This window comes from Paraburkholderia sp. GAS41 (genome assembly GCF_050436545.1).
Taxonomy (GTDB): domain Bacteria; phylum Pseudomonadota; class Gammaproteobacteria; order Burkholderiales; family Burkholderiaceae; genus Paraburkholderia.
In genome coordinates this window covers 157,439-165,000 of record NZ_JBNDMK010000017.1, presented here as the reverse complement: position 1 = coordinate 165,000, position 7,562 = coordinate 157,439, and the positions used below count along the sequence as shown (strand labels likewise).

Below are 7,562 nucleotides of genomic sequence, written 5' to 3'. Positions count from 1 at the left end.
CTCCAATGCGCCTGAACGGACGGCGTGAAACGCCATCCGTTCAGCACAAAGCGTCGTGACGTCGTCGCGGATCAGGCGCCCGCGAGCGAGGCCTGGACTTTCTGGGCGACGTCGTTCGAAACCCACGACTTCCACATTTCCGGATGATCGTGGAGGAACTGCTTGGCCATCGTCTGACCGTCGATCTTCTTGCTGGTCATTTCGAGGATGGTCTTGTTCAGGAAGTCCATCGAAAAGCTGACTTTCCCGAAGGCCGCCATCATTTCAGGCTCAGCCTGGTAGAAGGGCGTCGAGACACCGACTTTCAGATGCGACACCAGATACGACGACGCGCATTGCGACGTGCTCTTGTCGGCCCGCAGCGTCTCCCAGCATTTCTGGTCGAACGGCGGCATCTTCAGTTGCACGAACTTGTACTTGGCCATCAGCGCTGCCGGTTCCCAGTAGTAGAACAGGATCGGCTTGCCACGCTGATAGGCGGACGAAATGGCTGCGTCGAGCGCGGCGCCGGTGCCCGGGCGGAAATTCGTATAGCTGTCGTCGAGATTGAGCACTTTCAGCAGACGCGTGTTGACACGCTCGCAGTCCCAGCCGGCCGGACAGTTGAGGAAGCGGCCCTTGCCCGGTTCTTCGTCGTCTTCGAAGAGATCCTTGTACTTCGGCAAGTCGGCAACCGATGTCAGGTTCGGTGCAATCGGCTTGATGCCGCGCGCCGGGTCGCCCTTGATGACGTACTCCGGCACGTACCAGCCTTCGTTGGTGCCGCCCGGCAACGTATCGCCGACCAGCTTGACCTGGCCGTCCGCGACGCCCTTGGCGATGATCTCCGAGCGACCCGTCCATTGTTCGCCCCAGACCTGCAGGTCATTGCGCGCCAGTGCCGTTTCGGTGGCGGCGGTGCTGCCGGGGATTTCATCGGTCTTGCAGCCATAGCCTTTCTCGGCGATATAGCGCAGCACTTCCGAGGTGAACGAACCGCTTTCCCATGTGACGCCGGCAAAGTGCACCGGCTTGCCGCTCGAGCACCAGGTGCCGGCGTGGGCGGCGGCCGGGAATAGGGCGCTGGCGGCAAGCGCTACACAGGCCGCGCGCATCCAGGGTTTGATCTGCATTGTCTGTCTCCGTTATGGGCGTTCGGGTGGGCCTCGTGCGAGGCGTCAATTGTCAGGCGTAAGTACTGCGTGAGCTTTGGGTCGCGGCCAGCACGTCTTCGTCGAGCGTGAGGCCGAGGCCGGGTGCGTCGGAGAGCGTGAGCCAGCCTTCGTGGTCGACATCGATCGGTTGCGTCAGCATGAAATCGCGGCGCTCGATCGACCATTCCGGCGGATCGTAAGGAAACTCGATAAAGGGCGCCGAAGCAGCGCCGGCCGTCAGATGCAGATTGGCTGCGAGGCCGATGCCGTTGCCCCACGTATGCGGCGTGAACACCTTGCCGCGCGCTTCGACCGCTTGCGCGAGCTTGCGCAGGCCTTCCATGCCGAGCGAACAGGCCACGTCGGGCTGGAACACGTCGAAGCAGTCGCGTCCGAGCAATTCATCGAATTCATAGCGCTCGCGGGTCATTTCGCCACCGGCGATGCGCAGCGTCGTGGCACGGCGCAACGCGGCGTAGCCGTCGTAGTCGCCGCGATGCAGCGGTTCTTCCATCCAGTAGACGTGCTGTTTTTCGAGTTCACGGGCGACTTCGAGCGCTTCGCTCACCGACCACGGCGTGGCGGTGTCCCATGGCATGCGCCAGCCCTGATTGCAGTCCACCATCAGTTCGAGACGGTCACCCACTGCGTCGCGCACGGCGGCGAGCGCGTTGAAATCGTCGGCGAGACTTGGGCGGCCAAAGCGGATTTTCAGCGCCGGGAAGCCGCGTGCAGCAATGTGCAGCGCCATTTTCGCCATGTCATCCGGGTGCCGATGCACGCCGCTCGAGGCGTAGGCGCGAATCCGGTTGCTGCGTCCGCCCACCATCTTCCAGCAGGGCTCGCCACGAATCTTGCCGGCCAGATCCCACAGGGCGATATCGAGCGGCCACGGACGGCCTGCGTGAAAGCCGATGTTATCGAGGACGGCGCTATGGCGCGCGAGGTCGAGCGGATCAGTGCCGACGAACAGGTGCTGGTAGTCGGCGAAGCCGTACATGGCGTCGCCGGAGCCAATTCCGACGTGGCCCGCGTCGTCATAGACGCGCACGATGGTGGCGGGGAATTTACGGCGCGGCTGGCTATCCCACGACGCCGGGAACGGCGGGTCGAGTTCGAGCTGGTGGTGCGTAATTTCAATCCGGCTGATACGAGGTGTCTCACGGCTCATCAAGCGCTCCAAAGTGGATGACGCAGTGCCGCATCGAGGCGGCATCTTGAATTTAGGAATGACGCCATGCTATGGAGGCCAACCGAGCAACTCAATCGCTTCAATTAAAATAAATGACTGCATGCAATGTGGTGAGATTGAATGCGTATCATGTTAATGACACCCATGGCATAGCAATGCCGCCGAGAAGGAGACCGTCGCATCATGGCGATGAACGCGTGGCTGCCCCGAATTGAAGCGGGCAGCGATCCCAAATACCAGGTTATAGCGCGAGCATTTGCGCAGGCCATCCTCAACGGCCAACTGCCAGCAGGCGAGAAACTGCCGCCGCACCGCTCGCTTGCCAACGAATTGCACGTGACCACTGGCACCATCAGCCGCGCGTATGCCGAGCTGGAACGCCAGGGGTTGGCGAACGCGCGGGTCGGCGACGGCACGTATGTGGCACAGGCACGGGCGCGCGAGATGTCGCCCGGCGGGGTGCATGGCATGGTGCGTCCGGGCATGCCGCAGCCGCCGGCGCTGATCGATCTGGGCCAGAACGTGCCCCAGTCGACCGGCGAGGCCGCTGCGCTGTGCGCCACGCTGCAGGAGATCGGCAGCGACGAACGGCTTGCCGCCGAATTGCTGCAATACGCGCCGGAAGCGGGCTCGATGCGGCATCGCCTCGCGGGCGCGGCGTGGCTCGGGCGCGCCGGCAGTCCGGCGAGCGCGTCGCGGGTGCTGGTGACGCAGGGTGCGCAGCACGCGCTGGCGTCGGTGCTGCGCGCGGTTGCACGGCCGGGGGATACCGTGCTGGCCGAGGTGGTGAGCTATCCGGGCATCATTGCGCTCGCGCGGCAGTTGCGGCTGCATCTGGTGGGCGTTGAAATCGATGCCGAGGGTCTGGTGCCTGCTGCGCTCGAATTGGCGTGCAAGTCGCTGCATCCGCGCGCCATCTTCTGCGTGCCGACTATCCACAATCCGACCACGGCGACCATGTCGAGCGAGCGGCGCGACGCCGTCGCCGAGATATTGCAGCGCCACAGCGTCTTGCTGATCGAGGATCTGGTCCCAGCCATGCTGCTGGAGGCGCCGCCCGAGCCGCTGGCGACACGTCTACCGGATCAATCGTTTCTGATTGCGGGCCTGTCGAAATCAGTCGCGCCGGGATTGCGCGTCGGCTACCTGCAGGCGCCGGCCGCGTGGTGTTCGAAGATTGCCGCGGTGATTCGCAGCGATTGCTGGATGACTGCCCCGTTGATGGCCGAGGTGGTTTCGCGCTGGATCGAGAACGGCGAGATGGAGCGATTGAACGGCTTGCAGCGTGCGCACATCGAGACGCAGCACGAGGTAGCAAACGAGGTGCTCAGGGGCGTGTCGTACCGGGCGGCCGCGACCAGCGCGCACTTGTGGTTGCCGCTGCCGGAACCGTGGCGCGCGGCGGAATTCGCGGCGGCGCTGCGTCAGGAGGGCGTGCTGGTGAAGACGGCGGATAGTTTCGTGATTGGCCGCAATGCGGCGCCGCATGCGATTCGCGTCTGCATGACCGGCGCACCCTCGCGCGAGGCGTTGGCGCGCGGTTTGTCGATGATCCGCACGACGCTGGATCACGGCCTGGAGAGCGGCATGGCGTCGTCATACGCGCCGTGAGGCGCCAGGCACCCGGCTTTCCCGAGTAAACCCGTCCGCGACACACGGCGTGCGGAGTGGGGTGAATGAGCCCTTTGTCACGAGCGGGGAAGGTGCGAGGACGCGCCTCGTCTTGGGCCGTTCCCGGCTCCGAACAGAGAGGGCTCACTGCGAGCTAGCGGTGTGAGCCCGCTTTCTTTTGCCTACTTTTCTTTGCGGCGGCAAAGAAAAGCAGGTGCCGCCCCGCACAGGGGCAACGCAAATAGACCCATAACAAAGCAAGGAAAGGCCAACAAAAACAAAAAAACCGAACTAAAACCCAAGCCACCGCAGGCACTCAACCCCAAACCTGGACGACAATACCCAAACCCAGCACCTTGACCCCTCGCGGAGCGGACAATGAGCACCCAGACCATCGCAGACCACCTGGCAAAAACACTTCACGCAGCCGGAGTCGAACGAATCTGGGGCGTGACCGGTGACAGCCTGAACGGCCTGTCGGACAGCCTCTACCGGCTGGGCTCGATCCGCTGGATGCACACCCGCCACGAGGAAGTGGCCGCCTTCGCGGCTGGCGCGGACGCCGCCACCACCGGCGAACTCGCCGTCTGCGCAGGCAGTTGCGGCCCCGGCAATCTTCACCTGATCAACGGTCTATACGACTGCCATCGCAATCATCAGCCGGTGCTCGCCATCGCGGCGCACATTCCGTCATCGGAAATCGGCCTTGGCTACTTCCAGGAAACGCATCCGCAGGAACTCTTCAAGGAGTGCAGTCACTACGTCGAACTCGTGACGAATCCCTCGCAGTTCCCACGCGTACTGGCCACCGCCATGCACACGGCGATCGTTCAGCAAGGCGTCGCCGTGATCGTGTTGCCGGGCGACGTTGCACTCGCCGAGGCGCCCGACGAAGTGCAAGGATGGGCGGCCACGCCGGAGCCCGCCACGCTGCTACCCGCCGCGGCTGATATCGACAGACTCGCCGATCTGCTGAACGAGGCCGAAGGCGTCACGCTGCTGTGCGGCAGCGGTTGCGCGGGCGCACACGACGAAGTGGTGGCCCTCGCCGACGCGCTCGGCGCACCGACCGTCCACGCGCTACGCGGCAAACAATACGTGGAGTGGGACAACCCGTACGACGTCGGCATGACCGGCCTGATCGGATTCAGTTCGGGGTACTACGCGATGATGTCGTCCGACATGCTGGTAATGCTCGGCACCGATTTCCCCTATCGCAACTTTTATCCATCGCACGGCAATATCGTGCAGATCGATCGCCGCGGCAGCGCGCTCGGAAAACGCGCGCCGCTGAAGCTGGGGTTGGTTGGCGATATCAGGCCCACCTTGCAGGCGCTGTTGCCTAAGCTCACTCGCAAGACTGACCGCGACTTTATCGAGCGGGCGCGTACCCATTACTTCGCGGCCCGCGTCACCCTCGACGATCTTGCGCGGCCGTCGGATCCCGGCAAGCCGATTCATCCGCAATATCTGACGAGTATCGTCGATGAGGTGGCCGACGAAGATGCGATCTTCACCGTCGACGTCGGCACGCCCACGCTATGGGCCGCGCGTTATCTGACGATGAACGGCAAGCGCAGCCTGCACGGTTCGTTCAATCACGGTTCGATGGCCAACGCCATGCCGCAGGCGCTGGGGGCGAAAGCGGCGCAACCGGGCCGCCAGGTGATCTCGCTGTCGGGCGACGGCGGCCTGTCCATGCTGCTCGGGGATCTGCTGACCGCACGTCAACTCGATCTGCCGATCAAGGTGGTGGTCTACAACAACAGTTCGCTCGGTTTTGTCGCGATGGAGATGAAGGCGGGCGGCTATCTCGACACCGGCACCGACCTCAGCCCGACCGATTTTGCAGCCATCGCGCAGGCCGCCGGAATCTACAGTGTGCGTGTAGAGGATTCCGAATCGATCGGCGATGCGTTGCGCGATGCCTTTGCGCATCCGGGGCCGGCGCTGATCGATGTGGTGACGGCCAAGCATGAACTGGCGCTGCCGCCGAAGATCCAGTGGGCCCAGGCGAAGGGCTTCAGCCTGTACATGTTGCGCGCCGTCCTGAACGGGCGCGGCGACGAGGTGGTGGAACTGGCGAATACGAATCTGCGCTAGCCGGGTGTGCCGTCAACGGTTTCGCGGAGGGCGTGGCTCGTATCGGAACACAGTAAAATATTGGGCTTTTCCAGCGCAAATCATCCGTTTGTCTGGGTGATCGACATGCCTATACATGCCTATAGCGGGGCGTAATTTTGAATAGTCCACAGCAGCAAGAAGGCCTGAAGCGCGGGCTGAAAAACCGTCACATTCAATTGATCGCGCTGGGCGGGGCGATCGGCACGGGCTTGTTCCTCGGCTCGGCCAGCGTGTTGCAGGCGGCCGGCCCGTCGATGATTCTGGGCTACGCAATCGGCGGCATCATCGCCTTCATGATCATGCGGCAACTCGGCGAGATGGTTGCGCAAGAACCCGTGGCCGGCTCGTTCAGCCACTTCGCCTACAAGTACTGGGGCGATTTTCCGGGCTTTTTGTCGGGCTGGAATTACTGGGTGCTGTACGTGCTGGTCAGTATGGCCGAGTTGACGGCAGTGGGGACGTATGTGCATTTCTGGTGGCCGGCGGTTCCCGCCTGGGTCTCAGCGCTGGTGTGTTTCGTGGGCATCAATGCGATCAATCTGGCCAACGTGAAGGCCTACGGCGAGACCGAATTCTGGTTTGCGATCATCAAGGTGGTGGCGGTGATCGGCATGATCCTGTTCGGCGGCTACCTGCTGATCAGCGGCCATGGCGGCCCGCAGGCGTCGATTACCAACCTGTGGGCAAACGGCGGCTTCTTCCCGCATGGTTTCCATGGTCTCTTCATGATGCTTGCCGTCATCATGTTTTCGTTCGGCGGTCTCGAACTGATCGGCATCACGGCGGCTGAGGCGGACGAGCCGCGCAAGAGCATTCCTAAGGCGGTGAATCAGGTGATCTACCGGATTTTGCTGTTCTACATTCTTTCGCTGGTGGTGCTGCTGTCGCTGTATCCGTGGAATCAGGTGGCCGCCGGCGGCAGCCCGTTCGTGATGATCTTCTCGCAGATCGGTTCGACCCTGACGGCGAACGTCCTCAACGTCGTGGTGTTGACGGCGGCGCTGTCGGTCTACAACAGCGGCGTGTACGCGAATAGCCGCATGCTGTACGGGCTCGCCGAGCAGGGCAACGCGCCGCGCGCGCTGATGAAGGTGGATCGCCGGGGCGTGCCGTATCTGGCGATCGGCCTGTCGGCACTCGCTACCTTTACCTGCGTGATCGTCAATTACCTGATTCCGTCCGAAGCGCTCGGCGTGCTGATGGCGCTGGTGGTGGCGGCGCTGGTGCTGAACTGGTCACTCATCAGCCTGACGCATCTGAAGTCGCGCAGGGCCATGGTGCAGGCCGGCGAGACGCTGGTGTTCCGGTCGTTCTGGTTTCCGGTCAGCAACTGGATCTGTCTCGCGTTCATGGCGATGATCCTCGTGATTCTCGCCTTGACGCCAGGCTTGTCCGCGTCGGCGTGGCTGGTGCCGATCTGGCTGCTGGTAATGTGGGGCGGCTATACGGTGAAGCGGCGGCGGGCAGGGGCGGCGCTTCACGCCACGCGCTAGGGTTCGTCA

5 protein-coding genes are annotated in these 7,562 nt (G+C 63.2%); 3 read left to right on the top strand and 2 right to left on the bottom strand.

What is annotated here, in order from left to right; genetic code table 11:
* Positions 1-71: 71 nt before the first annotated feature.
* Both P3T43_RS22775 and P3T43_RS22770 read right to left on the bottom strand, forming a co-directional pair.
* A complete protein-coding gene (locus tag P3T43_RS22775) occupies positions 72-1,112 on the bottom strand; it encodes an ABC transporter substrate-binding protein (RefSeq protein ID WP_429283294.1) in 1,041 nt (346 codons plus the stop codon).
* A 52-nt stretch (positions 1,113-1,164) separates the two neighbouring features.
* The gene (locus tag P3T43_RS22770; RefSeq protein ID WP_429283293.1) at positions 1,165-2,304 is read right to left on the bottom strand and encodes a mandelate racemase/muconate lactonizing enzyme family protein; all 1,140 of its coding nucleotides are present in this window, start codon (positions 2,302-2,304) and stop codon (positions 1,165-1,167) included.
* 204 nt (positions 2,305-2,508) lie between these two features.
* Here P3T43_RS22770 and P3T43_RS22765 point away from each other — a divergent pair, with 204 nt between their 5' ends.
* From P3T43_RS22765 to P3T43_RS22755, 3 genes are all read left to right on the top strand, one after another.
* Positions 2,509-3,936, top strand: a complete 1,428-nt coding sequence (locus P3T43_RS22765; protein ID WP_429283292.1) for a PLP-dependent aminotransferase family protein — start codon at positions 2,509-2,511, stop codon at positions 3,934-3,936.
* Positions 3,937-4,314: 378 nt separating this feature from the next.
* A complete protein-coding gene (poxB, locus tag P3T43_RS22760) occupies positions 4,315-6,039 on the top strand; it encodes a ubiquinone-dependent pyruvate dehydrogenase (protein ID WP_429283291.1) in 1,725 nt (574 codons plus the stop codon).
* A 137-nt stretch (positions 6,040-6,176) separates the two neighbouring features.
* The gene (locus tag P3T43_RS22755) at positions 6,177-7,553 is read left to right on the top strand and encodes an amino acid permease (RefSeq protein WP_429283290.1); all 1,377 of its coding nucleotides are present in this window, start codon (positions 6,177-6,179) and stop codon (positions 7,551-7,553) included.
* Positions 7,554-7,562 lie beyond the last annotated feature (9 nt).